We start from the raw sequence: 25,220 nt of genomic DNA on the forward strand, positions 1-25,220 counted from the left end.
TCAATGATGGCTGACACACCGCAATCGCGAGCAAGCTTGCTCCCACAGTTGGGCATTGCTTCAGGTTTAAATCACCAGCGACAACAGCAGGATAAAGATCAGCCCCACCACGGACAGGATGGTTTCCATCGCGGTCCAGGTCTTGAAGGTTTCGGCCACGGTCATGTTGAAGTACTGCTTGACCAGCCAGAAACCTGCGTCGTTCACGTGGGACAGGATCAACGAACCGGCACCGGTCGCCAGCACCAGCAGCTCACGGTTCACGCCTGGCATCATCCCCACCACCGGCACCACGATCCCGGCCCCCGTAATGGTCGCCACAGTGGCCGAACCCGTCGCAATCCGAATCACCGCCGCCACCAGCCAGGCCAACAGGATCGGCGAAATCTGCGCACTAACCGCCATGTGGCCGATCACATCGCCCACGCCGCTGGTCACCAGCATCTGCTTGAAGCCGCCACCGGCACCGATGATCAGGATGATCGCGGCAGTCGGGGCCAGGCTTGCGTCCAGCCATTTGAGCATCTGGCTGGAGCCGATGCCCTGCTTGTAGCCGAAGGTATACAGCGACAGCAGCAACGCCAGCAGCAAGGCCGAGATCGGGTGGCCGATCATGTCCATCCAGACGCGGAAGAGGTTGCCGTCCGGCAGCGCTACGTCAGCAAAGGTCTTGAGCAACATCAGGAACACCGGCGACAGTACGGTGATCAGGGTGATGCTGAAGCTTGGCAGCTCGGCGGCGTTCGTCTCGCGGGCCAGTTGATCCACCAGTTCCTGGTTCGGATGGCCGGGGATGTGCTTGGCAATGAACGTACCGAAGATCGGGCCGGCAATGATGGCGGTCGGCAGTGCGACGATCAGGCCATAGAGAATGGTCTTGCCGATGTCAGCGCCAAAGATACCGATCGCCAGCAGCGGACCCGGGTGCGGTGGCACCAGGCCGTGGACTGCGGAAAGGCCGGCCAGCAACGGGATACCGATCTTGATGATCGACACGCCGGTGCGGCGCGCCACGATGAACACCAGCGGGATCAGCAACACGAAGCCGATCTCGAAGAACAACGGGATGCCCACCAGGAACGCGGCGAACATCATCGCCCACTGCACCTTGTCCTTGCCGAAGGCACGGATCAGGGTCTGGGCAATCTGATCGGCCCCGCCCGACTCGGCCATCATCTTGCCGAGCATCGTGCCCAGCGCCAGGATGATGCCGACAAAGCCGAGCACGCCACCGAAGCCGTCCTGGAACGCCTTGATGATGGTGCCGGTCGGCATGCCCGACGTCAGGCCGAGGAACGCGGCGGCGATGGTCAGTGCAATGAACGGGTGGAATTTGAACTTGGTGATGAGGACGATGAGTCCGATCACCGTGACCACTGCATCAAGCAGTAGGAACGTCTCGTGGGACATGCCGAACATGGGAGGTGTCTCCTGATTTGTTGTTGTTATTGAAGCAGTTATTTATGAGCCGTCGGGACAGCGCTATCTTTCTGACGCGAATTTTTTGAAACTCAGCCGGCAAGCTTCAAACCGTGGGCCAACCACCAGACGTAAGCCTGGCGCGCCAGTTCGTCGATGCTGTGGCTGGACGCGTCGAGAGCCAGGGTCAGGGGCTCGCCGACAGGGGATTCGAGGGTGGCAAACTGGCTGTCGATCAGAGTCGACGGCATGAAATGACCGGGACGGTGGGAAACACGGTCGGCGGCCACTTCGGGGGTCAATTCAAGGAATACGAAGCCCAGGCCGGGCAAGGCACTGCGCAGACGCTCGCGATAACTGTGCTTGAGGGCCGAGCAGGTCAGCACCGGGCGCTCGCCCGTGGCGTCGACACGGCGCAACTCATCGCACAGGCTGTCGAGCCAGCCGGCACGGTCGTCGTCGTTCAGGGGAATACCGGCGCTCATCTTCTGGATGTTGGCCGCGGGGTGGAAGGTGTCGCCTTCGATGGCGGTGGCGCCGCTCAATTGGCACAGGGCCTGGCTGACGCATGTCTTGCCGCAACCGGCAACGCCCATGATGACCAGGGCGGTGATGGGATTGTTCATGTAACACCTCAGCGCGCAGACAGCGCTACCTTTGCCAGTTATGACACCGCAGCAAAAGCAGAAGTTGCCGACGCCTTCTTGTCATTTTTGTGGTTGCAGCATGTTCGTTCACGACGCGAGCGGACGGGAGATCAGGCAACCCCCGTTCACGCATTTGCAGCGGCGTCGAGACAGCGCTACCTTAGTGCCTTGATTTTTGTTTGGCAAGCCGCCCTGATGACCGCCTCTAAAAACGATAAGAATACTCGCACCACCGGTCGCCCCACGCTCAACGAAGTCGCACGCCTGGCCGGTGTCAGCCCCATCACTGCCTCCCGTGCCCTGCGCGGCGTCAGCACCGTAGCCTCGGAACTGGTGGAAAAAGTCCGCCAGGCCGCCGTGGAGCTCAACTACGTCGTCAATCCCGCTGCCCGCGCCCTGGCTTCGGCCCAGAGCCATTCGGTGGTGGTGTTGGTGCCGTCGTTGTCCAACCTGTTGTTCATCGACACCTTGGAAGCCATCCATCGGGTCCTGCGGCCCAAGGGTTTCGAGGTGGTGATCGGCAACTATCACTATTCCCGGGACGAGGAAGAAGACCTGTTGCGCAACTACATGGCCTATCAGCCACGGGGTTTGCTGCTGACCGGTTTCGACCGCACCGAAAGCGCCCGGCGGATGATCGAGGCCAGCAACATTCCCTGCGTGTACATGATGGAACTGGACCCCGGCGCCGGGCTCAACTGCGTTGGTTTTTCCCAGCTCAAGGCGGGGGAAACGGCGGCCGGGCACTTGATTTCCAAAGGCCGCAAGCGCCTGGCCTACATCGGTGCACAGCTGGACCAACGTACCCTGCTGCGCGGCGAAGGCTTTCGTCGCGCCCTGCAGAAAGCCGGCTTGTATGACCCGGACCTGGAACTGCTGACCCCGCGCCCCTCCTCGGTGGGCCTGGGTGGTGAATTATTCCTGCAATTGCTCGACAGCCACCCGGACGTCGATGCGATTTTCTTCGGCAACGACGACCTGGCCCACGGCGCCTTGTTCGAGGCCCTGCGCTGCGGCATCAAGATCCCCGAGCAGGTCTCGGTCTTGGGCTTCAACGACCTGCCCGCCTCGGCCCACATGGTGCCGCGCCTGAGCAGTATCAGCACCCCACGGGAAGCCATCGGCCGTCGCGCCGCCGAACAGATGCTGACGCTGATGGCTGGCAACCGCATCGCCCAGCCGGTGGTGGACATGGGCTTTGAGCTCAAGGTTCGCGAAAGCACCTGAACAGCCTCGGCACGAGGCGGTCAATCCATGCCGACGAACGGCAAGGATTGGCCGCCGCGCTCGCAGCACGCCCGTCTAAAAGCCCTTGGCATAAGGTTCTCGCGGCAACGGCATGGGAATTGCTCCTGCCCCTCGCTCAGCCATTACCTACAAGGTGTTCATCATGTTGGTCAGTGCAAAACAGCAAGCGATGGTCTTGCCGCTCAAGCGCCCGGGCGAGGATCCCACCGCCGAAGCCGCCAGCGGCCTGCAAAGCGCCGCATTGCAGGCGTTGCGCGATAACGTCCAGGCCCGGGCCAGCCAGGGCAGTGCCCAGGTCCAGGACGCCTTCACCCGACAAGCCACGCAGCAGGTCAGCGCCGCCACCGCCATCAGCGACAAGGTGGACGAGGCATTCGCCAAGACCCGCGTGCACTTGCAGACCGTTGCTTCGTCAGCGCCCGAAGAAACCACGACGCTTGGCGGCTCCGCGACGGCAGAATTCAAGGACTACATGAGCAAGACGCCCGAAGAGCGCCTGCGCGACAGCATCCTTGAAGAGATGGGCATTACCCAGGAAGAGTTGGAGGCGATGCCGCCCGAGAAGCAGATGGCCATCAGTCAGGAGATTGCCCAGCGCATGCAGGACAAATCGGCGATGGCACAAGTGGAAAAGGCCGAGGAAAGCCGCACAGGGGACACGGCCTCGGCCACGGACATGTTTCTCGCCTCGCTCTGAGCTTCGACACATAACGAAGGGTTTGAGCTGGGCCGACCGCCCCAGCTCAAACTGAGGCCAACCGAGACGGTAGCGGCTCAATGACCGAACAGATTCACCTTCTTGGCCTTCTTGTCGGCACGCTTTTCATCAGCACTCTTCGCCGGTTTTTTCTTTGCCGCTTTTTTTGAATCCATGCCTTTGGCCATGATACGTACTCCACTCATACGGGATGTGCAGTCAGGTATACACCTATCGCCGCACCCGCGTTCTTTTATAATCGCCTCCCCCTTCTGCGCCACGACCCTGCCATGTCTGAAATCCATTACACGCAACTCGACGAGCCGCTGTGGCCACTGATGAACAAGTTTTACCGCGCCCACCAATCTTCGATGAAAGCGGTGCGTGACGCACAATTGTGGGTGGCAAGACGCGATGAGATCGTCGCCGCCCTGTGCCTGCGGCCGGTGTCGGGCGGGCATTGGTTGACCGGGTTGTTCGTCGCCCCGACGTACCGCGTGCAGGGCATTGGCGCGCGGTTGATCGCCGAGGCAGTGAAAGACCTGGATGAGCCGGTGTGGTTGTTCTGTCACCCGGACTTGCGTGGTTTTTATGAGCGACGTGGTTTCAGCTTCGATCCTGAACTGCCCTATGCCATGGCCGAGCGCCTGAGCCGGTATGCGCGCAGCAAGCCGATGATTGCGATGGGGTTGGCATCTGCAAAACCCTGAAGATCAACGCAGCCCACTGTGGGAGCGAGCTTGCTCGCGATGGCGTCAGGTCAGTTGCATCAAGGGTGGCTGACACACCGCCATCGCGAGCAAGCTCGCTCCCACAGAGTTAGTCGTCGGCCATGGGGTCCAGGTCCGGAAACATCACCTCGGTAAAGCCGAACTTGCTGAAATCCGTGATGCGCGACGGGTACAACCGCCCGATCAGGTGATCGCATTCATGCTGCACCACCCGCGCATGGAAGCCCGACGCGTAGCGCACGATCGGCTCGCCCTTGGGGTCGAAGCCTTCGTAGCGGATGTCCTGGTAGCGATCCACCGCACCGCGCAGGCCCGGTACCGACAGGCAACCCTCAAAACCCTCTTCCATCTGCGGGCCCAACGGAGTGATCAATGGGTTGATCAGAATCGTCTGGGGCACCGCCTCGGCGTCGGGGTAACGCTCGCTGTGTTCGAAGCCGAAGATCACCAGTTGCAAGTCGACACCGATCTGCGGCGCCGCCAGACCGACACCGCCGACGCTTTCCATGGTCTGGAACATGTCGTCGATCAATTGCCACAACTCAGGGCTGTCGAACAGGTCGGCGGGCACCGGCGGGGCGATGCGCAGCAGGCGTTCGTCGCCCATTTTCAGGATTTCACGGATCATGGTCGGGCTTCGTCAGGGTGGGTGTGAGGGATGGAATGGTCGCGCCCCAGGCCGGACACGTGCTGCTTTTCATGCTCGCCCGGGTTCTTTTCACCTGGATTCTTGCCCTCGGCGGACATGTGCTCGATTACCGCATTCATCTCCGCACCGAGCAGCAGCACCGCCGAAGAGATGTAGAAATACAGCAACAACACGATGATCGCGCCGATGCTGCCATACATGGCGTTGTAGTTGGCGAAGGTCTTGACGTAAAACGCGAAGCCCAGGGAGGCGATGATCCACACCACCACCGCCAGCACCGACCCTGGGGTGATGAAGCGAAACTCCTGCTTGACGTCGGGCATCACGTAATAGATCAGCGCCACGGCGACCATCAGCAAGAACACGATCACAGGCCAGCGCACAATCGTCCAGAGCGTGACGATGAACTCCTCCAGGCCGACCTGGGCCGCAATCCAGCCCATCACCTGCGGCCCGAGCACCATCAGCGCCGCGGCGGCCAGCAGCATGCCGGCGATGCCGACCGTGTAGAAGATCGACAGCGGAAAGCGCTTCCAGGCCGGACGGCCCTCCACCACGTCGTAGGCGGCGTTCATCGCGCTCATCATCAGCCGCACGCCCGCCGAAGCGGTCCACAAGGCGATGACGATACCCACCGACAACAAGCCGCCCTTGGATTGCTGGAGCTGGTCAATCACCGGGTTGACCTGTTCCAGGGCCTGGGGCGGCAGCACCAGTTCCGATTGCAGGCGCAGCCAGGAGAAGAAGTCCGGCAGGTGCAGGAAGCCAATCAATGCAATCAGAAAGAGAATGAACGGGAACAGCGAAAACAGCATTTGGTAGGCCAAAGCCGAGGCGTAAGTCGACATCTCGTCGTCGAGAAACTCGGTCACAGTGCGCATCATCACACGATGCAAGGGTAAGCCTTTCAAGGCCGGGAACATCATGTGCGTCTCCTTTCGCCGCAAAAAGGGGTGGTCGCTTGGCGACTCAGGGGGCGTTGCCACAACAAAGTAGCCTGTTTGGCGACGTTGGATCAATTTCGTCTTTTCAGGCCCGACGCTGAGTTGACCGATGATTGCCAAGCCAAGTTTCATCGTTCGTACAGGCGGGGCTTTATGTTTACCCGGCAACCACCGAGAATGCCCCACGTATTCAGGCGGCGGCCTGAAGCTCCAACCCCGTAGGAACGTTATGAAACTCGATAAAAAGCAGGCCATCGCCCGCAGAAACCTTGAACTGGGCGGCGCCGTACTGGGCGTCAACAACTGCCACTTCAGCGAATTGAACCGCAACCGCAACATCTTCTGGTTCGATATCCCGGTGGCGCGCCTGGCCATCGGTCAGTACGAATGGATCCACCTGCTGCTGCACACGCCGGCCACCGATGAGCTGCTGCACTTGAAAGTGCCGACCGTGTTCCTGCGCGAAAAGATGGAAGGCCTGGAAGTGCGCAACCAGGGCAAACGCAAGGCAGCCCTGAGCCTGGAGCTGAGCGCCGACAAAGACTCCTACCTGCAGGACATGCGGCCGGGGGGCACCAACCTGGATTTTGCGCAGTTCAGGTTGTAATGCTCCACATAGGTTGATTGCAGGGAGCTCTTGTGGCGAGGGAGCTTGCTCCCGCTGGACGCGCAGCGGCCCCTTGCGGTGTGTCAGTGGGATCGGAGGGGGCTGCTGCGCAGCCCAGCGGGAGCAAGCTCCCTCGCCACAAAAAGCTGCCCCGCCCCGGGACATTCGCCGCACAATGAAAAGCCCCGCATCAGCGGGGCTTTGTCATTGGCAACGGCCTTACTTCTTCAGCCCCAGCTTTCTAAGCTCTTCATCCCGCAACTCGCGCCGCAGGATCTTGCCCACGTTGGTGGTCGGCAAGGCATCGCGGAATTCCACGGCCTTGGGCACCTTGTAGCCGGTGACGTTGGCGCGCATGTGCTCCATCACCTGTTCCTTGGTCAATGTGACACCCGGCCGTGCGACGATGAAGATCTTGATCGCCTCGCCAGACTTCTCGTCCGGGATGCCGATGGCCGCGCATTGCAGCACGCCCGGCAGGGTTGCCAGCACATCTTCCAGCTCGTTGGGGTACACGTTGAAACCGGAGATCAGGATCATGTCTTTCTTGCGATCGACGATGCGCATGTAGCCATCCGGCTGGATCAGCGCGATGTCACCGGTCTTGAGCCAGCCTTCGCTGTCGAGGATCTCATCGGTGGCTTCCTGGCGCTGCCAGTAGCCTTTCATGACCTGCGGGCCTTTCACGCACAACTCGCCGATTTCGCCCAACGGCTGTTCGACGCCCGCGTCATTGATCACCTTGCACAGCGTCGACGGCACGGGGATGCCGATGGTACCGACCTGGATGTGCTGGATCGGGTTGACCGTGGCCACCGGGCTGGTTTCGGTCATGCCGTAACCTTCGCAGATCGGGCAACCAGTGACCGCTTTCCAGCGCTCGGCTGCCGCGAGTTGCAGGGCCATGCCGCCGGACAGGGTGACTTTCAGGGCCGAGAAATCCAGCTTGCGGAAGGCTTCGTTGTTGCACAGGGCCACGAACAGCGTATTGAGGCCGACGAAACCGCTGAACTTCCACTTCGACAGTTCCTTGACCATCGCCGAGAGGTCACGCGGGTTGCTGATCAGGATGTTGTGATTGCCGATCAGCATCATCGCCATGCAATGAAAGGTGAACGCATAAATGTGGTACAGCGGCAGTGGCGTGATCAGTACCTCACAACCTTCATTGAGGTTGGAGCCCATCAGCGCCTTGCACTGCAGCATGTTCGCCACCAGGTTGCGGTGGCTGAGCATCGCGCCCTTGGCCACGCCGGTGGTGCCGCCGGTGTATTGCAGCACGGCCACATCGTCGCTGGAGGGGTTGGCTTCGTTCACGGGCTGGCCGTGGCCTTTGCTCAACACGTCGTTGAACTTCACGGCCTTGGGCAAGTGATAGGCCGGGACCATTTTCTTGACGTACTTGATCACGCTGTTGATCAACAGGCGCTTGAGTGGCGGTAGCAGGTCGGCGACTTCGGTGACGATGACGTGCTTGACGCCCGTCTTCGGCACCACGGTCTCGGCCAGGTGCGCCATGTTCGCCAGGCACACCAACGCCTTGGCGCCGGAGTCATTGAACTGGTGTTCCATTTCCCGCGCGGTGTACAGCGGGTTGGTGTTGACCACGATCAGCCCGGCGCGGATCGCACCGAACACGGCCACCGGGTACTGGAGAACGTTGGGCAACTGCACGGCGATTCGATCGCCCGGCTGTAAATCGGTATGCTGTTGCAGGTACGCGGCAAACGCCCCGGACAACTCGTAGAGCTCACCGTAGGTGATCGTCTTGCCGAGGTTGCTGAATGCCGGCTTGTTGGCAAAGCGTTGGCAGGACTGCTTCAACACCGCCTGAATATTCGGATACTCGTCTGGATTGATGTCGGCAGCAATCCCAGCTGGGTACTTATCCTTCCAAAAGTCTTCGATCATGGAAGCCCACTCCTCAGCAACGCGAATTCTCACCGCATTTGATGCGATTATTATTGGTGTGTTTATTGGTGAATCTGGCTTGAATCAAGGCCGAGAAGTCACAAAAGCGCGCCGAGAGTAGCAGCTTTGCCGAGGGTCGCCTAGAGCCAAAAACAACCCCCATAGTCATAAACATGACTCATGACCATTCAATGGTCACTTTTAGAGTAAAAATTCCAAACCCCCACTGCATCGCCCTGAATACACAAAAATCTGTGGGAGCGAGCTTGCTCGCGATAGCGGTGTATCAGCCAACATTTCTGTCACTGACCCACCGCTATCGCGAGAAAGCTCGCTCCCACAGGGTTTCTATTGGTCTTCCTTATGCTCAGGCGATATCCCGCAACTCCCGCCGCAGGATCTTGCCCACCGGCGTCATCGGCAACGATTCCCGCAAGACGATGTGTTTGGGAATCTTGTAGCCGGTGAAGTTCTCCTTGCAGTAGGCCTTGAGCTCTTCAAGGCTGACCCCGGTTTCCCGCGCCACCACGAACAACTTCACCGCCTCTCCCGAACGCTCGTCCGGCACGCCGATCACCGCGCAGTTGGCCACCTTGGGGTGGGCCATCACCACGTCTTCGATTTCGTTGGGGTACACGTTGAAACCCGAGACGATGATCATGTCCTTCTTGCGGTCAACGATGCGCACGAACCCGTCCGGGTCGATCACCGCGATGTCGCCGGACTTGAACCAGCCCTCGCTGTCCAGCACTTCGGCCGTGGCCTCGGGTTTGTTCCAGTAGCCTTTCATGATCTGCGGCCCCTTGATGCACAGCTCGCCACGCTCGCCCAGGGGTTGCTCGACGCCCTCGTCATCGATCACTTTCATCAGCGTGCCCGGCACCGGCATTCCCACCGTGCCCAGGCGGGATTTACCGCCATAAGGATTGGCACTGGCCACCGGCGAGGTTTCGGTCAGGCCATACCCCTCGGTAATGCCGCAACCGGTAATCTGCTGCCAGCGCTCGGCGGTGGCCTTGATCAACGCGGTGCCGCCGGAGTTGGTGACCTTGAGGTGGGAAAAATCCAGGGTCTTGAAATCCGGATGGTCCATCAGCGCCACGAACAGCGTGTTGAGCCCCAGCAATAACGAGAAACGCCAGTTCTTCAGTTCCTTGATGAAGCCACCGATGTCCCGCGGATTGGTGATCAGCACGTTGTGGTTGCCGGTCACCATCATGCACATGCAGTTCGCCGTGAACGCATAGATATGGTACAGCGGCAATGGCGCGATCATGACCTCCTGGCCTTCGCGCAACAGCGGCTGGCCGTCATCGCCGAGCTGTCCCAGGCACGCCCGGGCCTGTTGCATGTTGGCCACCAGGTTGCCGTGGGTCAGCATCGCCCCCTTTGCCAACCCGGTGGTGCCGCCGGTGTACTGCAGCACGGCAATGTCATCGAGGCTGACCTTCAACGGCTTGATACCCTGGCCGCGTCCCAGGCGCAAGGCGCTCTTGAAGGAAATGGCCTGGGGCAGCGAATAGTCCGGGACCATTTTCTTGACTTTGCTCACCACCGTGTTGACCAGCCAGCCCTTGGCGGTGGGCATCAGGTCGCCCATCTTCGCTTCGATCAGGTATTGCAGGTCCGTGTCGGGCAAAACCTCCTGGACTTTCTGCCCGAACATGTTCAGGTACACCAGCGCCCGGGCACCGGAGTCCTTGAACTGATGACGCATTTCCCGCGGGGTGTACAGCGGGTTGGTGTTGACCACGATCAGCCCGGCGCGCAACGCACCGAACACGGCGATCGGGTACTGCAGGATGTTAGGCATCTGCACCGCGATACGATCGCCCGGCGCCAGGTCGGTATGGGCTTGCAGGTAACCGGCGAAGGCTACGCTGTAGCGCTCGAGCTCGGCGTACGTGAGGGTCACCCCCATGTTGCTGAACGCCGGGCGGTCGGCGAATTTCTTGCAGGAACGCTCGAACACCTCGACCACCGACTTGTAGGCCCCGAGGTCGACATCCAGGGGCACGCCGGCCGGGCGCTTGTCATTCCAGAAATCAGGCTGCATTGTTTTTGTCCTCTTTACCTGAGCATATCCGGGCCGCGTCTGTATCGCTTGCAGAGGCGGAGCTCCTGGGACACTAGCAGCTATGGCGAATCAGGCAAATATGGCAACCTGCGTCATAGATTGTGTGAATCTTCCTCCCATGGATCAGCCTGATCAGGCGAGACGCAGCGGATGCGCTATACAATGCAGCGACGCAGCGTCTGACTTTGTGCAAAGGAACCGCCATGATCCACCAAACGTTCTGGCTGACCGCGACCGACCACAGCCGCCTGTTCGTCAACCAGTGGCTGCCTGAAACCGCCCCGTTGGCGGTGGTCATGCTGGCCCATGGCATGGCCGAACACAGCGGCCGCTACGCCCGCCTGGCCCAGGCGCTGTGCGACGAAGGTTACGGAGTCTACGCGCTGGACCTGCGCGGCCATGGCAAGACCGGCGAAGAAGCGATCCTCGGCCACTTTGCCGACGAGGACGGCTGGGCCAAGGTCGTGGGCGACCTGGCCAGCCTCAACCATCACATCGGCCAGCAACATCCGGATACGCCTATTCTGCTACTGGGCCACAGCATGGGCAGCTACCTGGCCCAGGGTTACCTGCTGCATCACAGCGCCAGCCTGCACGGGGCGATTCTCAGCGGCTCGAACTTTCAACCGGTGGCGCTCTATCGCAGCGCTCGCCTGATTGCGCGCTTCGAACGCCGGCGCCAAGGTGCGGCGGGGCGCAGCGCCCTGATCGAGTGGCTGTCGTTCGGCAGTTTCAACAAGAAATTCAAACCGACGCGTACCCCCTTCGACTGGCTCAGCCGTGACCCGGTCGAAGTCGATAAATACACCCACGACCCCTTGTGCGGTTTCCGTTGCACCAATCAGCTTTGGGTCGACCTGCTCGGCGGCTTGCAGCAAATCAGCAAAGCGTCCAATCTCGCCCAGATCGATCCGGGCCTGCCCCTGCTGGTGATCGGCGGTGAATGTGATCCGGTGAGCGAAGGCAAGCGTCTGAAGGATCTGGCCGACGCCCTGCGCGACGCCGGCAGCCAACACCTGCAATTGACGATTTACCCGCAGGCCCGACACGAATTGTTCAATGACACCAACCGCGATGAAGTGACCGCCGACGTGCTGGCCTGGATCGCCCAGGCCTTGAACCACAAGCGGCCGCCACGCAGCGAGTAGGTTTGCGACGTTTTTCTTTACCCCACAGGATCTGAAACAGATGACCCAGGTTACCAACACCCCTTACGAAGCCCTCGAAATCGGCCAGACCGCCAGCTACAGCAAGACCGTCGAGGAACGCGACATCCAGCTGTTCGCGGCGATGTCGGGCGATCACAACCCGGTGCACCTGGACGCCGAATTCGCCGCGGCGAGCATGTTCAAGGAGCGCATCGCCCATGGCATGTTCAGCGGTGCGCTGATCAGCGCGGCGGTGGCGTGTGAGTTGCCTGGGCCGGGCACTATCTACATCGGCCAGCAGATGAGTTTTCAGAAGCCAGTGAAAATCGGCGACACCCTGACCGTGCGCCTGGAAATCCTGGAGAAACTGCCGAAGTTCCGCGTACGTATCGCCACCCGCGTGTTCAACCAGCGCGACGAGCTGGTGGTGGACGGCGAAGCCGAGATCCTCGCCCCGCGCAAGCAGCAGACCGTGACGTTGCCGACGTTGCCGGCGATTACTGTCGGTTGATCCACCCTGTGGATTGAATGAACTGTGGCGAGGGAGCTTGCTCCCGCTCGGCGGCGAAGCCGTCGTAAAAAAAGCGCCCGCGTTTGATCAGATCTAACGTGGGCGCCTTTCTTGGGGGCGCTTCGCGCCCCAGCGGGAGCAAGCTCCCTCGCCACAGGGAACGCAGCGCGGCGGTTATTGCGGGTCTTCGCGCACCTGCACGCTCGCCGTCATCCCGGCGCTCAGGTTCACGCCCTCAGGCACCTTGTCCAGCCTGATCCGCACCGGGATCCGCTGGGCCAGGCGCACCCAGTTGAAGGTCGGCTCGACCTCCGCCAGCAACTGCGCATCGGGGTTGGTGTTGCGGTCGGTAATGCCACGACTGATGCTTTCGACATGCCCCTCCAGCGCATGGCCGGCACTCATCAGCCAGACCTTGACCGGATCGCCCACACGAATCCTGGGCAACTTGGTCTCTTCGAAATAGGCCTGCACATAAAATGTCGAGTCGTCGATCAGCGCCATGACCGGCTGCCCGGCATTCACATAGTTGCCTTCGGCCAGGCGCAGGTTGGTGATGTGGCCGCTGCGGGGGGCCAGGACCTGGCTGCGGGCCAGGTTGAGTTCGGCGACCTTGGCCTCGGCCTGGGCTTCGCGCAATTCGCCCCGGGCGATGCCCGCGTTGATCTGGGCGTTTTCCCGCAGTTCGGCACTGATGGCCTGGGGGCCCAAGGCGGCGCGGCGACTGGCTTCGTGTTCACGCAGACTCAACTGCTGCTGGCGTGTCTGGACCACGGCCCGGGCCTTCTCCAATGCCGCCTCGAAACGCTCGCGATCAATGCTCAACAGCAGGTCGCCAGCCTTGACCTGCTGGTTATCCACCGCCTTGAGCTCGCGCACCCACCCCGACACATCGGGGGCAATCACCACCACATCGGCGCGGATCCGCGCATCGCGGGTCCAGGGCGTGAGCATGTAGTACTGCCACAGGTGAAAGCCGGCGAAGATCGCCACGGCCACCATGCACAGCGTGACGGCAACACGTACGGATGTACGCATGTTCAACTCCTATAGCGGCCCGAGGACCACGGTAATAACAGTCAGGACACAGACATACAGGGCACAGTCGAACAAGGCTTCATGCCAGATCCAGCGCCCGGCCGGCACCAGGCTGAGCAACAGGCGCAACGCACCCGTCACCAGCAAGGCCAGCACCACATAAATCAGGAACGGGCTGAGCAACACCCCGCCGATCGACCACTCACGCAAGCCCATGGCTGTGCTCCCGTCGTTCAGGTTCGTGCTGGCGGCACCAGGCGCGCCAGCTGTTTTGCAATTGCACCACCGCGCCTTGGGCCAGCTTCAGTGCGTCACCGGGCGGCTGGGCAGCCAGCACGCTCAGGAACTCGGCGCTCGCCGGGGCCAGCGCATCGGCCTGGTCACCGGCCGGGCCGCGTTCGAGTACCTGCTCCAGCGCTTCGAAATAACGGCGCTGCGCCCGGGTATCGGGCACTTGGGCGACGGCCAGGCTCAGGCGCAAATGCAGCAACTCATCGCCAATGTCCAAGCCAAGCAAACCATCATCCCAACGGGTGCGCGCCTGCACCGGCAATTCAGGGTAATGCCGCGCCAGCTGCAACAGCCGGTCGGCCATGCGCCCACCGAACCAGCTCTCGGCGCCACGCAGGCTGCGATGGGTCAGGCGCACCAGATCGTGGAGCGTCGCCGCCAGCAGGCGGCGGCTGTGCCAGGCCGGGTTGCGCAAAATCAGCAGATTGAAAGCCAGCACCGCCGCGCCCACACCGATCATCATCGCCTGGGCGTTGTTGAAGAACGCCGCGACGTCGTATTTCATCGCATTGAGCGGCGAAATCAGCACCACGAAATGCAGGCAGAACGACGTCGCCGTGGCGAAGATCTGCGGCTTGGCCATGCCCAATGCGCCGAAAAACAACGGCACGCCCATGGCCATGCACAGCATTGCGAAACTGCTCCATTGCGGAAGTATGAGCTCGCCGATCACGAACGCCGTGGGCACGGCCAACAGGATACCCCGCAGAAAACTCATGCCGATCTGCGCGCCGTTTTCGCGACTGGCGAACAGGCTGCACACCACGCACGTCAGCAGCATCGCACCCGATGCGGCGGGCCAGGCGGTCGCCAGCCAGAAACAGGCAACGACCAGGAACGCCAGGGCGCTGCGAGCGCCGAAGACCATGGCCAAGGACAAGTCGCGATGGGGCGCCAGGGTGCGAGGTGGATCCGCCGCTTCCCTACCCTCCTGCACTGCCGTCAAGGCGGCGCAGGCGGCCAGGGCGGTATCGAGCAACAAGGCGAAGCGGGCCAGGCAGTAACTTTGCGCCGCGCTGAACTGCGGGTCGTGGGACGCATCCCACACCCGGGGACGCAAGGCTTGGAGGGTCGCACTGTCGGCGTCGAGGGCTTGCTGCACCTCGTTCATCCATGGCTGGAGCGCCACGGTTTCCTCGGGGTCGAGCTGCTTCCACTGCCGCCGCACCGAGCGTGAAAGGCGCAACAGCATCAGTAACTTCTGGCTCAAGCCGCTGATGGCCCGGGCGCGCTGCCGGCCACGGCTGCCTTCGAACCAGGCATGTTCACGCTGGGCATCCACCGCGACAATCCTGCCCAGGATTTCCAGCAACCCTTTGCGGGCCTGGGCATCGCCGGCCAGGGTCGCACGGGCGGCCTGCATGCCGCTTTGCCACGCCGCCAGGGCCTGACCGGCCAATTGCCGCTCGACCCGCAACGGCCAGAGCAAGGCGCTGGCCGCCGTGGCGCAGACGATGCCCAGGCTGATCTCGGTGCAGCGCGCCACCGCCTGGTCGAACACGCCCAGCGGATGGGAAAGGGCCGGCAAGGCAATGATCGCCACCGTGTAACCGGCCAACACGAATGAGTACGACCAGGCACTGCGCAGCAGCGTCGAGCAGGCCGTGCACAGGCCCAACCAGAGTGCCAACGCCAGCAGGAATAACCACGGTGCCTGGGCGAACAGGCCCATGAACACCACCGACATGACGGTGCCCACCAATGTGCCGAGCAATCGCGCCAAGCCCTTCTGCACCACCATCCCGGACAAGGGCTGGGCGACGATGAACGCGGTCATCAGCGCCCACGACGGCTGCTCCAGCCCCAAGCGCAAGGCCAGCCACAACGCCAACCCACCGCCAAGCACGGTCTTGATGGCGAACTGCAAAGCGAGGCGGTCGGGGGCGAACAAGGCCTGGAAGGTAATGGGCACGCGGAAAACTCTTTGGGGGACGCCAGTAACAATAGATGCAATGCGGGGGATAGGCGATGCAATTATTAGCTAGCTACCTATTAGAGTCCAGAGCTGTTTGTCGACTCGCATGCAAAGGCTTTCGTGGCGAGGGAGCTTGCTCCCGCTGGGTTGCGCAGCAGCCCCAAAAAACAGGGCCGCTGCGCAGCCCAGCGGGAGCAAGCTCCCTCGCCACAAGAGTGCTCACCTTCACCCAGAGTCGTTCCCCACAAAAAAACGCCAGGCAGGCTGGCGTTTTTTTGGATCAGGACGCGTTGTTTAGCTCGCGCGCGCCTGGTTACGCAGCGCCTTGACCTGGTCATGGTTGCGTTGCACGCCGTGGTACTGACGCTCCACAAGGTCACGAATGCCCACCAGGTTGTGTTTGTTGATCTTCTCGATGGCTTCCTTGTACGCCTTCAGCGCGTGGTCTTCGCCGCGCTCGGCTTCATTCAACAAGGCTTCTTCATCCTTGCCGGTGAACATGGATTTTACATCTACCCAACGGCGGTGCAGATCACCGGCGACGCTGGTGGAAGTTTCCGGATCGCCGCCCAAGGAACGAACCGCTGCTTGCAGCTCAGCCGCGGCGGTTGCGCAATCTGCGGCGCGCTTGACAAACAGAGCCTTGAGTTCGGGGTGCTTGATGTCTTCAGCGCAGGTCTTGAAGCCTTCCTGGCCATCCTTGCTGGTCTCGATCAGGTCGTTCAAGACAGAGATGGATTCTTTGTTGATGTCAGTCATTTTTCAGTTCCTTTGCTGGTGAATAAAAAACCTGCAAGGGATATTGCATCGGCCATGCCAGCCATCGATTTTAATAAAACAAGTTTAAAATCAATAAGTTAATAACAAACAGGAAATCTGTATCCGCGCGATTTGCATGATCTGTCATTTGGCCTGCATGCAGAATGCCTGTATTTTCGAGGCAGGTTTGAATCAAGACAATTGCCATGAATCCGGAAAAGCTCGAATTGCTCGTCACGCGCCAAATGCCCTTCGGAAAATACAAGGGCCGAATCCTCGCCGACCTGCCGGGTCAATACCTGAACTGGTTCGCTCGCGAGGGTTTCCCCAAGGGAGAGCTGGGCGGTTTGCTGGCCTTAATGCAGGAAATCGACCACAACGGCTTGTCCGACCTGCTGGACCCATTGCGCGCCAAACATGGCCTGCCCAAACCTCGCCATTGACTGACTGAGACCGCCATGCCCGAGAACACGCTGCGCGCCCATGATGAAGTTTTCTGGCGAACCTTCGTCGACCGCTACGACATCGACCCCGCCGGGCCGCTCAATCTGGAAAACGGCTACTTCGGGCGCATGTCCCGCACCGTGGTGGAGGAGTACCAGCGCAACATCGAATTCATCAACCGTGGCAATTCGGTGTACGTGCGCCAGCATTTCGACCTGGAACACGGCGAAGCCATTCGGCGGCAGGTGGCCCGGCTGATCCACGCGTCCCCCCAGAGCGTGGCCTTGGCTGGCAGCGCCGTGGATGCCCTGCAAACGTTGATTCGCAACTACAACGGCCTCAAGCCGGGCGATCAGGTGCTGATCTGCGATGTGGAGTACGCCTCGGTCAAAAGCGCCATGCGCTGGCTGGCCCGCCAGCGTGGCGTGGAGGTGATCGAAATTGTCCACCAGCACCCCGCCAGCTTCGAAAGCCTGGTGGGCACTTATCGCGAAGCGTTCATTCGCTACCCGCGCCTCAAGTTGATGGCGCTGACCTACGTCAACCACCTCACCGGTTTGGTGATGCCGGTCCAGGCCATTGCCGAGAGCGCCCGGGAGTTTGCCGTCGATATCATCCTCGACGGTGCCCATGCCCTGGGCCAGATCGATTTCGACCTGAAGAAGCTCGGGATCGAATTCGCCGGATTCAACCTGCAGAAGTGGATCGGCGGCCCGCTCTCCCAAGGCTTCCTGTACATCGCCCCACAGCGGTTGGCCGACATCGATCCGGACATGGACGAAAACAGCTACCCCGCCACCGACGTCCGCTCCCGCACGCCCCACAGCACGCCGAACATCCCGGCCTTGCTCACCCTGCCCCTGGTCTTCGAAGAACATCGGGCCCTGGGGGGCGCCTTGGCCAAGGGCGCGCGCCTCTGTTACCTGCGTGACTTGTGGGTGGACGCCGTGCGCGATGTACCGGGCATCGAAGTCATGACCCCGGATGACCGGCGCCTCTATTGCGGCATCACGGCGATGCGCTTCACCGCCCACACCGATCAACAGGCGATGGCTGATCGATTGCTCAATGAGCATGGGATCTTCACGGTGGTGCGCCAGACCAGCACCGGGCCGTGCATCCGCATTACTCCGGGTTTGATTACCTTGGCGAGTGATATCGAGCGGTTGACCCAGGCACTGATCCATCTGAGCCGTACCTAGATCCCTTGCTCCCGCTGGGCTCTGTAGGAGCTGGCGAAGCCTGCGATCTTTTGATTTTGCTCTTTCGCTCTCGACTCAATTGTCAGTGGAAAGATCGCAGCCTCGTTGCACTCGTCAGCTCCTACACAGCTCCTACACGCAGCCCAGTGGGAGCAAGCTCCCTCGCCACAGGAAATCTTTGCTGGCATAAAAACCCGGGCAAAAAAAAAACGGTGCGCCGACCAAGCGCACCGTAAAACCGTAGAACACCCAACGAGGTTCGGTAAAAAATCAGTCCAGCAGCGCCAAGGCCTCGGCGGTGCATTCCTGAATGCGGGCCCAATCGCCGTTCTTGATCCACTCCGGATCGAGCATCCAGCTACCGCCCACGCACATCACGTTTTTCAACGCCATGTAGCTTTTGATATTGGCCGGGCTCACGCCGCCGGTCGGGCAGAATTTCACTTCGCCGAACGGGCCGCCCAAGGCCTTGATGGCCGCGACGCCGCCGCTGACTTCGGCCGGGAACAGTTTGAAGCGGCGATAGCCCAGGCCGTAGCCTTCCATGATTCCCGAGGCATTGCTGATGCCGGGTAGCAACGGGATCGGGCTGTAGACGCTGGCTTCGAGCAGATCACGGGTAATGCCCGGGGTGACGATAAACTGCGAACCGGCAGCCTCGGCGGCGGCCAGCATGTGGCGGTCGAGCACCGTGCCGGCGCCGGTCACCAGTTCCGGACGCTGCTCGCGCAGCACCTGGATGGCCTTGAGGCCGAATTGGGAACGCAGCGTCACTTCCAGCGCCGTCAGGCCGCCGGCGGCCAGGGCATCGGCCAGCGGCAGGATGTCCTGTTCACGGGCGATGGTGATCACCGGCAGGATCCGCGCCTTGGCGCAGAGGCTGTCGATCAGGGCAACTTTGTCCGCCATGGAAACGGTCGGGGATGGGTTTGTCATAGCGGCTGATCCTTGGTTCATGGGCACCAGTAAATCTCTAACGTAGGTTGCAGAAACGCGCGGATCGGCATTTCGGCGACGTCGTCACCCGCCACCGCAGCGTTCAATGTGGTCAACTTCGATTGGCCGGAAATCGACAGCACTTTGTGTTGCGCCGAGGCCAGCAAGGCACGGCTCATGGTCAGGCGCTGGTGCGGCACGGTCGGCGCCAGCATCGGCCAGCAGCGGCGTGCGCCATTGGTGTCCAGGGCCTGGGCCAGGTTCGGACTGTCGGGGAACAGCGAGGCGGTATGCCCGTCATCGCCCATGCCCAGTACCAACACGTCGATAGGCGGCAGCTCGGCCAGCAAACGGTCCGCCTGTTCGGCCGCCGCTTCCAGGTTGGCGCTGGCGCTGTAGAGGCTCAGGAACTGGGCCTTGGCCGCCGCGCCTTGCAACAGGTAACGCTTGAGCAGGCCGGCGTTGCTGTCGGCGTGTTCAACCGGTACCCAGCGCTCGTCGGCCAGGCTGACCACCACTTTGGACCAGTCCAGCGCCTGCTTGGCCAGGTGCTGGAAAAACGCCACCGGGCTGCGGCCACCGGAGACCACCAGGGTCGCCGCACCGCGCGCGTCGATTGCGTCGCGCAACTGCTCGGCCACCTTCAGCGCCAGGCCTTCGGCCAGCAGCACCGGATTCTTGAATGCATGGGCGCTGACGCCCTGCGGCAGTTTCACATCAGATATCGCCATACCACGACCTCCCATCCCGCGTGATCAGTGCAATGGAGCTCATCGGTCCCCACGACCCGGCCGCATACGGCTTGGGCGCATCGCCGGACTTCTTCCACCCGGCGATCAACTGGTCACACCACGTCCACGCGGCTTCAATTTCATCTTTACGGACAAACAGGTTCTGATTGCCGTTCATGACTTCCAGCAACAACCGCTCGTAGGCATCGGGGATACGTGCGCTGCGATAGGTGTCGGAGAAGTTGAGTTGCAGCGGACCACTGCGCAATTGCATGCCCTTGTCCAGGCCCTGCTCCTTGGTCATCACCCGCAAGGAAATCCCTTCGTCCGGTTGCAGGCGGATGATCAGCTTGTTGCTGATCTGCAAGCGCTGCTCGGGGGCGAAGATGTAGTGGGACGGTTCCTTGAAGTGAATGACGATCTGCGACAGCTTCTGCGGCATGCGCTTGCCGGTACGCAGGTAAAACGGCACCCCAGCCCAACGCCAGTTGCGGATGTCGGCGCGCAGGGCGACGAACGTCTCGGTGTCGCTCTGGGTGTTGGAATTGGGTTCTTCGAGGTAGCCAGGCACCGCCTTGCCTTCGCTGTGGCCGGCGATGTACTGGCCGCGCACCACCTGGGTGGTCAGGCCTTCCGGGCTGATCGGGGCCAAGGCCTTGAGCACCTTGACCTTCTCGTCGCGGATGCTGTCGGCGGACAAGTCGGCCGGAGGATCCATGGCGATCAGGCACAACAGCTGTAGCAGGTGATTCTGGATCATGTCCCGCAGTTGGCCGGCCTTGTCGAAATAGCCCCAGCGACCCTCGATACCGACCTTCTCGGCCACGGTGATCTCCACGTGGGAGATGTAGTTCTGGTTCCACTGGGTCTCGAACAGGCTGTTGGCGAACCGCAACGCGATCAGGTTCTGGACCGTCTCTTTGCCCAGGTAATGGTCGATGCGATAGGTACGGTTTTCCGGGAAGAACTGCGCCACGGCGTCGTTGACCTTGCGCGACGACTCCAGGTCCGAACCAATCGGTTTTTCCAGGACGACGCGGGTGTTTTCGCTCAAGCCGACCTTCGCCAGGTTCTCGCAGATCGCCCCATACACCGCCGCCGGGGTGGCGAAATAGGCAATGACCTGCTGGGCCGAACCGGCCGCTTCGGCCAGGGCTACGTAATCGTCGGCCTTGAGGAAATCCACGTGCAGATAGGTCAAACGTGCCAGGAAGCGCTCGAGCACGGCTTCGTCCACGTCTTTTTCCCCCACGTAGCGACGCAGCTCGGCGGCAATGAATGCCAGGTGCTGCTGCTCGCCGCCGGGTTCACGGGCCAGCGCAATGATCCGCGTGTCCTCGTGCAACAGTTGAGCGCCATCGAGTTGATACAGGGCAGGAAAGAGCTTGCGCAGGGCCAGATCGCCCAACGCGCCGAACAAGGCAAAGGTGCACGGTTCAACCGTAATCGAAGGCATGATGTTTGTTCTTTTATCAAGTTAAACTACAAATACCTTTTTTCAAGGTATCACTCAAGGAAAAATGTAGTAATAACCACAACATTTCTCGAAAATACTGATTCCGAGTGGTGGTCCGCCGGAGCCATCAGTAGGATAGGCCACCGCAAAGGGTCGTATCAAAGACCCGTCTTCCTAGGAATCTTGTATGGACCGCGTGCGAAATCTACTGGAACAGATCCAGAGTCGCCTTGAAGACCTGAACAAGGCCGAACGCAAGGTGGCCGAGATCATCCTGCTCAACCCGCAGCAGGCCACCCGCTTCAGCATCGCCGCCCTCGCCCAGGCGGCTTCGGTCAGCGAACCGACCGTCAACCGCTTCTGCCGCTCGTTCGGCGTCAGCGGCTACCCGGAACTCAAGCTGCAATTGGCCCAGAGCCTGGCCAGCGGCGCCGCTTATGTCAGCCGCGCAGTGGAAGCCGACGACAACCCTGAAGCCTATACCCGCAAGATCTTTGGCAGCGCCATTGCCTCATTGGACAGCGCCTGCCAGGCCCTTGATCCCAATTTAATCAGCCGCGCCGTGGACCTGCTGATCCAGGCCCGGCAGATCCACTTCTTCGGCCTCGGCGCCTCCGCCCCGGTGGCCCTGGATGCCCAGCACAAGTTCTTTCGCTTCAACCTGGCGGTGACCGCCCACGCCGACGTGCTGATGCAGCGCATGATCGCGTCGGTGGCCCATACCGGCGAACTGTTCGTGATCATTTCCTACACCGGCCGCACCCGCGAATTGGTGGAGGTGGCACGCATCGCCCGGGAAAACGGCGCCTCGGTGCTGGGCCTGACCGCCGAAGGTTCGCCGCTGGCCAAGGCCAGTACCCTGAGCCTGAACATCCCCCTGCCCGAAGACACTGACATCTATATGCCGATGACCTCGCGAATCATCCAGCTCACCGTGCTGGACGTGCTCGCCACCGGCATGACCCTGCGCCGTGGCGTGGACTTCCAGCCGCACCTGCGCAAGATCAAGGAAAGCCTGAATGCCAGCCGGTATCCGGTGGGGGATGAGTTCAACTGATTCGGTCCAGGATCTCTAGCGTCTGGTAGTCCGTCATCGCGAGCAAGCTCGCTCCCACAGGGGTTTTGTGAACACCAAAGATCCAATGTGGGAGCGAGCTTGCTCGCGAAGGGGCCAGCCGCCACACCGGAGATCCTGAGCTAAGCCCCCACCCACGCCTGCAAACTCAAGTGCGCCCGCTCCCCCGGCGCCAGGCACAGGCTGTCGGTGCCGCCACTGGCCGCTTCGACACAGACAAACTCACTGACCTCATCCCAACTCACGCCCAGCAACGGCCGGGTGCCGGGATGCCAGACCACGGTGTCGGCGCTGTCACCGGTGTCGATGCACAATTCGCGCTGCCAGGCGTGATCCTTGAGCTGCAATTCGCCTTCATGCTGGAACACCCGCTGACAACCGCCCTCGACCCGTAACTCGCCTTCCTGCTGGCAAGCTTCGCGGCTCAACTGGTCATAACCCTGGGCGCCTTCGAGCCCAGACAGCGCTACCTCACCGACATCACCGATACGCCAGTAAGCGTGCAAAGCCTGGCTCAACTGGCACGGCAGGCTGTCCTGGTGCTCGGTGCTCAAGCGCAGCTCCATGCGTTCACCCAGGTCGGCATGCAGGTCCACTTGCCAGTCGCACAACTGCAGTTGCCAGTGCAAATGCACGCCCCCTTCATCACTGCGGCTGTCTAGCAGTTTCCAATCGATCAACCGTGCCCAACCGTGGGACGGCCAGGCGTTTTCGCTGGGATGACGGCCATACCACGGCCAGCACACCGGCACCCCGCCTCGTATCGCCCCGACTTGCGGCCACTTGGCCGCGCACCACAACCAGGGCTTCTGGCCGCGCGGCTGGAAGTGCAGCAACTGCGCGCCCTGGCGACTGAACACCGCCTGGCACAACGGGTGATCGATCACCAACACATCGCGCTGCCGATAGCGCTCCCACGCGAATACCGGGCGCTCGCGCAAGGATCTGAAAAAGCGTTGTAGCGGATGCTCATGCATGGGCCGCGGTCCTGGGAATCATTGAATTGCTCATCTGTTTGCAACGCGTTCTTTTGTGGCGAGGGAGCTTGCTCCCGCTCGGCTGCGAAGCAGTCGCAAACGAGGCGAATGCGGTCTGGCGCAAACACCGCAGTGAATGGCTCTAGGGTCGCTTCGCAACCCAGCGGGAGCAAGCTCCCTCGCCACAGGTTCTGCGCTCCGCAAAAAAAAGCGGACAGCCTTGGCCGTCCGCAAATATGCGCACATAGAGAGGAGCTTATCGCAACAGCGTTAGAACACCGACTGAATTTTCAGGCCGGCCACCAGCGCGTTGTCGACTTCATCCACACCACCTGGGTGAGTGATGTACTGCAGGTTCGGACGCACGGTCAGCCAGTTGGTGACGTGGAAACCGTAGTTGATCTCGTAGTTGTATTCAGTGCTACGCAGTGGCGCGAACAGCGGATCGTCGTAGTCGGTGACGCCATTGGCGGCGTTGACCAGTTCGGAGTTTTTCTTCACGTCTTCGTTGACATGGATACGCGAGAAACCGATGCCGACATCGTCTTTTGGACGAGCATCGAACGGCCCCTTGTACACGAACATCAACGACTGGTAGTTGTCGACGACGTTGGTTTCCTTGTCATGGAAAGTAGCGTTGGCGGCGATGTTCAGGCCGCGCGAAGCATCACCGTTGTGGCTGGTGAGCTGTTGTTGCACGACGAGCCAGTAGCCGTCCTTGCTGCTGTGGCTGCGATAGGCGTTGCCGGTGGTCGCGGCGTCGTTGCCATCCTCGTCTTCACGGACGTCATCGGCCTTGGCTGTACTTTTGTAGTAACCAACACGGTATTCACCCGGCAGGTTATTGATCTTCGGCGACCAGACCAACTCGACCGGAATGAGGGTACCCTTGGTACCGCTGCCGCTGAGTTTGTAGCGGTTGTTGTTTTCCAGCTGCGAAGGGTTCTGGTTGTAGGCGCCGATTTGCGCATAGAGCTCAGGCGTGAGGTTGTATTTGACGCGAATCGCCGCCTGCATGATCGGCCAGTTGTACCAGATGCCGGTCGCCCAGTTACCCGCTTGTGAACCGCAGAACGCCAGGTTCTGGAATTCGCACGGGAAGGTGTTGAAGTCTTCGCCCTCACCGAAATAACCGGCTTTGACATCCAGTTTGCTGTCGAAGTATTTCTGCTTGATCCACAACTGGGTCAGACGCGTGGTTTGCCCACGGCCCCAGACTTCCTGGGAAGAACTGAGGGTACCGGCGCGTGGATCACCGATGCGGTCGTTGGAGATGTTGCGACCGTCACGTCGGGTGAACTGGATCTTGGCTTCCGTATCACCCCAGCCTGCCAGTTTTTCCAGGTCGAGCGCGACGCCCAGGCCAAACTGCTGGGACCAGCGCGCGGTCTTGTCATCGTTGTAGCCGCCGTGGAGGTTGGCACCCATCTCACCGACGAAATCCGCCTTGATATCGATACCTTGCTCGATCAGCTTGGTCCGTTCACCGCCCCAGTCGCCCGTCATCCACTGCGAATCGGCGCTGAACGCGTCGGCTGCGTGTGCGCTACCGGCCAGCATCATCGCCGCAACGGCTGACAACTGGCAGATACGCTGGGCGTTTTTTTGCTTTTTCATCCCTACATCCTCGTCTTTATTTATTGTTATTAACTGTTTTTATCTAACGCGGTTTACAACGATTGCGATGGATGGTCCCCCACTCACCGCATACTCCTTTTTCTGTGGGAGCGAGCTTGCTCGCGATAGCGGTGTGTCATTCACCTCGGCAGCAACTGATGTACCGTCATCGCGAGCAAGCTCGCTCCCA

Annotated in this window: 24 protein-coding genes; 9 read left to right on the forward strand and 15 right to left on the reverse strand. The window is 61.1% G+C overall.

The features are described 5' to 3' along the window. Positions 1-66: 66 nt before the first annotated feature. Positions 67-1,419 carry a GntP family permease gene (locus tag ACIPQ1_RS08495; protein ID WP_053182604.1) on the reverse strand — a complete coding sequence of 451 codons (1,353 nt, stop codon included), beginning with the start codon at positions 1,417-1,419 and terminating at the stop codon, positions 67-69. A gap of 92 nt (positions 1,420-1,511) precedes the next feature. Next, positions 1,512-2,045: a gluconokinase gene (locus ACIPQ1_RS08500; protein WP_186613539.1), complete on the reverse strand. Its 534-nt coding sequence runs from the start codon at positions 2,043-2,045 to the stop codon at positions 1,512-1,514. Between the two features lie 216 nt (positions 2,046-2,261). On the opposite strand from ACIPQ1_RS08500, the gene ACIPQ1_RS08505 reads away from it, so the two are divergent. The 3 genes from ACIPQ1_RS08505 (at position 2,262) to ACIPQ1_RS08515 (ending at position 4,721) form a co-directional block, all read left to right on the forward strand. Continuing rightward, complete coding sequence (locus tag ACIPQ1_RS08505; protein WP_411386699.1) at positions 2,262-3,293, forward strand: LacI family DNA-binding transcriptional regulator; 1,032 nt, start codon at positions 2,262-2,264, stop codon at positions 3,291-3,293. A 163-nt stretch (positions 3,294-3,456) separates the two neighbouring features. Further along, complete coding sequence (locus tag ACIPQ1_RS08510; protein WP_250963214.1) at positions 3,457-4,011, forward strand: hypothetical protein; 555 nt, start codon at positions 3,457-3,459, stop codon at positions 4,009-4,011. A gap of 290 nt (positions 4,012-4,301) precedes the next feature. Further along, entirely contained in the window at positions 4,302-4,721 is a 420-nt protein-coding gene (locus ACIPQ1_RS08515; protein WP_446533939.1) for a GNAT family N-acetyltransferase, read from the forward strand. Between the two features lie 109 nt (positions 4,722-4,830). Here the strand turns inward: ACIPQ1_RS08515 and def are convergent, their stop codons facing one another. Both def and ACIPQ1_RS08525 read right to left on the reverse strand, forming a co-directional pair. Beyond that, positions 4,831-5,370 (reverse strand): peptide deformylase, encoded by a 540-nt coding sequence (gene def, locus ACIPQ1_RS08520; protein WP_186709197.1) that lies wholly within the window; start codon positions 5,368-5,370, stop codon positions 4,831-4,833. Further along, complete coding sequence (locus tag ACIPQ1_RS08525; protein ID WP_207966961.1) at positions 5,367-6,317, reverse strand: YihY/virulence factor BrkB family protein; 951 nt, start codon at positions 6,315-6,317, stop codon at positions 5,367-5,369. Before ACIPQ1_RS08525 ends, def begins: the two co-directional genes overlap by 4 nt. Positions 6,318-6,564: 247 nt before the next feature. On the opposite strand from ACIPQ1_RS08525, the gene ACIPQ1_RS08530 reads away from it, so the two are divergent. Next, positions 6,565-6,942, forward strand: a complete 378-nt coding sequence (locus tag ACIPQ1_RS08530) for a hypothetical protein (protein WP_186709198.1) — start codon at positions 6,565-6,567, stop codon at positions 6,940-6,942. Positions 6,943-7,161: 219 nt separating this feature from the next. Here the strand turns inward: ACIPQ1_RS08530 and fadD1 are convergent, their stop codons facing one another. After that, positions 7,162-8,853: a long-chain-fatty-acid--CoA ligase FadD1 gene (gene fadD1 / locus ACIPQ1_RS08535; RefSeq protein WP_411386697.1), complete on the reverse strand. Its 1,692-nt coding sequence runs from the start codon at positions 8,851-8,853 to the stop codon at positions 7,162-7,164. Between the two features lie 367 nt (positions 8,854-9,220). Beyond that, positions 9,221-10,909 (reverse strand): long-chain-fatty-acid--CoA ligase FadD2, encoded by a 1,689-nt coding sequence (gene fadD2, locus ACIPQ1_RS08540; RefSeq protein ID WP_446533940.1) that lies wholly within the window; start codon positions 10,907-10,909, stop codon positions 9,221-9,223. Positions 10,910-11,133: 224 nt separating this feature from the next. On the opposite strand from fadD2, the gene ACIPQ1_RS08545 reads away from it, so the two are divergent. Together ACIPQ1_RS08545 and ACIPQ1_RS08550 are read left to right on the forward strand one after the other, a co-directional pair. Further along, positions 11,134-12,078 carry an alpha/beta hydrolase gene (locus ACIPQ1_RS08545; RefSeq protein ID WP_446533941.1) on the forward strand — a complete coding sequence of 315 codons (945 nt, stop codon included), beginning with the start codon at positions 11,134-11,136 and terminating at the stop codon, positions 12,076-12,078. Positions 12,079-12,118: 40 nt separating this feature from the next. Beyond that, positions 12,119-12,589, forward strand: a complete 471-nt coding sequence (locus ACIPQ1_RS08550; protein ID WP_014336929.1) for a MaoC family dehydratase — start codon at positions 12,119-12,121, stop codon at positions 12,587-12,589. 174 nt (positions 12,590-12,763) lie between these two features. On the opposite strand, the gene ACIPQ1_RS08555 is transcribed toward ACIPQ1_RS08550, so the two are convergent. The 4 genes from ACIPQ1_RS08555 to ACIPQ1_RS08570 all read right to left on the reverse strand — a co-directional run bounded on the left by ACIPQ1_RS08555 (position 12,764) and on the right by ACIPQ1_RS08570 (position 16,592). Beyond that, the gene (locus ACIPQ1_RS08555) at positions 12,764-13,627 is read right to left on the reverse strand and encodes an efflux RND transporter periplasmic adaptor subunit (RefSeq protein ID WP_446533942.1); all 864 of its coding nucleotides are present in this window, start codon (positions 13,625-13,627) and stop codon (positions 12,764-12,766) included. Between the two features lie 9 nt (positions 13,628-13,636). Then, complete coding sequence (locus tag ACIPQ1_RS08560; protein ID WP_003198565.1) at positions 13,637-13,843, reverse strand: DUF1656 domain-containing protein; 207 nt, start codon at positions 13,841-13,843, stop codon at positions 13,637-13,639. Then, on the reverse strand, positions 13,830-15,830 hold the full coding sequence (locus ACIPQ1_RS08565; RefSeq protein ID WP_446533943.1) for an FUSC family protein: 2,001 nt from the start codon (positions 15,828-15,830) through the stop codon (positions 13,830-13,832). The genes ACIPQ1_RS08560 and ACIPQ1_RS08565 overlap by 14 nt, the downstream gene beginning before the upstream one ends. 297 nt (positions 15,831-16,127) lie before the next feature. Next, complete coding sequence (locus ACIPQ1_RS08570) at positions 16,128-16,592, reverse strand: PA2169 family four-helix-bundle protein (protein ID WP_446533944.1); 465 nt, start codon at positions 16,590-16,592, stop codon at positions 16,128-16,130. 206 nt (positions 16,593-16,798) lie between these two features. On the opposite strand from ACIPQ1_RS08570, the gene ACIPQ1_RS08575 reads away from it, so the two are divergent. After that, positions 16,799-17,035 carry a DUF3820 family protein gene (locus tag ACIPQ1_RS08575; protein WP_053119117.1) on the forward strand — a complete coding sequence of 79 codons (237 nt, stop codon included), beginning with the start codon at positions 16,799-16,801 and terminating at the stop codon, positions 17,033-17,035. Between the two features lie 15 nt (positions 17,036-17,050). Beyond that, a complete protein-coding gene (locus ACIPQ1_RS08580) occupies positions 17,051-18,238 on the forward strand; it encodes an aminotransferase class V-fold PLP-dependent enzyme (RefSeq protein ID WP_446533945.1) in 1,188 nt (395 codons plus the stop codon). A gap of 270 nt (positions 18,239-18,508) precedes the next feature. On the opposite strand, the gene ACIPQ1_RS08585 is transcribed toward ACIPQ1_RS08580, so the two are convergent. The 3 genes from ACIPQ1_RS08585 to zwf are packed head-to-tail and all read right to left on the reverse strand — an operon-like array spanning position 18,509 to position 21,361. Continuing rightward, entirely contained in the window at positions 18,509-19,174 is a 666-nt protein-coding gene (locus tag ACIPQ1_RS08585; RefSeq protein ID WP_411386693.1) for a bifunctional 4-hydroxy-2-oxoglutarate aldolase/2-dehydro-3-deoxy-phosphogluconate aldolase, read from the reverse strand. 17 nt (positions 19,175-19,191) lie between these two features. Continuing rightward, the gene (gene pgl, locus ACIPQ1_RS08590) at positions 19,192-19,905 is read right to left on the reverse strand and encodes a 6-phosphogluconolactonase (protein WP_411386692.1); all 714 of its coding nucleotides are present in this window, start codon (positions 19,903-19,905) and stop codon (positions 19,192-19,194) included. After that, entirely contained in the window at positions 19,892-21,361 is a 1,470-nt protein-coding gene (gene zwf, locus ACIPQ1_RS08595) for a glucose-6-phosphate dehydrogenase (RefSeq protein WP_186709220.1), read from the reverse strand. The genes pgl and zwf overlap by 14 nt, the downstream gene beginning before the upstream one ends. A 196-nt stretch (positions 21,362-21,557) precedes the next feature. Between zwf and ACIPQ1_RS08600 the strand changes: the two genes are divergently transcribed. Beyond that, positions 21,558-22,418: a MurR/RpiR family transcriptional regulator gene (locus ACIPQ1_RS08600; RefSeq protein ID WP_170842276.1), complete on the forward strand. Its 861-nt coding sequence runs from the start codon at positions 21,558-21,560 to the stop codon at positions 22,416-22,418. A 140-nt stretch (positions 22,419-22,558) separates the two neighbouring features. On the opposite strand, the gene ACIPQ1_RS08605 is transcribed toward ACIPQ1_RS08600, so the two are convergent. Together ACIPQ1_RS08605 and ACIPQ1_RS08610 are read right to left on the reverse strand one after the other, a co-directional pair. Then, positions 22,559-23,413, reverse strand: a complete 855-nt coding sequence (locus tag ACIPQ1_RS08605) for a D-hexose-6-phosphate mutarotase (RefSeq protein WP_250963226.1) — start codon at positions 23,411-23,413, stop codon at positions 22,559-22,561. A 270-nt stretch (positions 23,414-23,683) separates the two neighbouring features. Then, positions 23,684-25,030: a carbohydrate porin gene (locus tag ACIPQ1_RS08610; RefSeq protein WP_186709222.1), complete on the reverse strand. Its 1,347-nt coding sequence runs from the start codon at positions 25,028-25,030 to the stop codon at positions 23,684-23,686. Positions 25,031-25,220 lie beyond the last annotated feature (190 nt).

The organism is Pseudomonas sp. LARHCG127, from assembly GCF_052871455.1.